This window comes from Bacillus cereus (assembly GCF_002567495.1).
GTDB lineage: Bacteria > Bacillota > Bacilli > Bacillales > Bacillaceae_G > Bacillus_A > Bacillus_A cereus_AQ.
The window spans coordinates 1-552 of record NZ_NVAP01000098.1 but is presented as its reverse complement, the minus strand read 5'-3'; the positions used below and the strand labels follow the sequence as shown (position 1 = coordinate 552).

Sequence of the window (552 nt, the reverse complement as noted above, 5' to 3'; positions counted from 1 at the left end):
AAATGGCGGTCCCGACCGGGGTCGAACCGGCGATCTCCTGCGTGACAGGCAGGCATGTTAACCACTACACCACGGGACCATTTGGTTGCGGGGACAGGATTTGAACCTGCGACCTTCGGGTTATGAGCCCGACGAGCTACCGTACTGCTCCACCCCGCGATAATACTATTCATATAAAATTCATATGGTGGAGGATGACGGGATCGAACCGCCGACCCCCTGCTTGTAAGGCAGGTGCTCTCCCAGCTGAGCTAATCCTCCAAAGTGGTGACCCGTACGGGATTCGAACCCGTGTTACCGCCGTGAAAGGGCGGTGTCTTAACCACTTGACCAACGGGCCAAATATTATAAATCCTATGGCGGAGAGCAAGGGATTCGAACCCTTGATACGCTTGTGACGTATACACGATTTCCAATCGTGCTCCTTCGGCCAACTCGGACAGCTCTCCAATGGCTCCGCAGGTAGGAATCGAACCTACGACCGATCGGTTAACAGCCGATAGCTCTACCGCTGAGCTACTGCGGAATAATATTGCCTGGCAACGTCCTACT

6 tRNA genes are annotated in these 552 nt (G+C 54.3%); all 6 read right to left on the bottom strand.

Annotated elements, in window-relative coordinates:
- Positions 1-3: 3 nt before the first annotated feature.
- The 6 genes from COK05_RS30390 to COK05_RS30365 all read right to left on the bottom strand — a co-directional run bounded on the left by COK05_RS30390 (position 4) and on the right by COK05_RS30365 (position 526).
- Positions 4-79: transfer RNA gene (locus COK05_RS30390), tRNA-Asp, on the bottom strand.
- Between the two features lie 3 nt (positions 80-82).
- A tRNA-Met gene (locus tag COK05_RS30385) sits at positions 83-159 on the bottom strand.
- A 26-nt stretch (positions 160-185) separates the two neighbouring features.
- Positions 186-261, bottom strand: a tRNA-Val gene (locus tag COK05_RS30380).
- Between the two features lie 4 nt (positions 262-265).
- Positions 266-340, bottom strand: a tRNA-Glu gene (locus tag COK05_RS30375).
- Between the two features lie 17 nt (positions 341-357).
- Positions 358-449, bottom strand: a tRNA-Ser gene (locus COK05_RS30370).
- A 2-nt stretch (positions 450-451) separates the two neighbouring features.
- Positions 452-526, bottom strand: a tRNA-Asn gene (locus tag COK05_RS30365).
- Positions 527-552 lie beyond the last annotated feature (26 nt).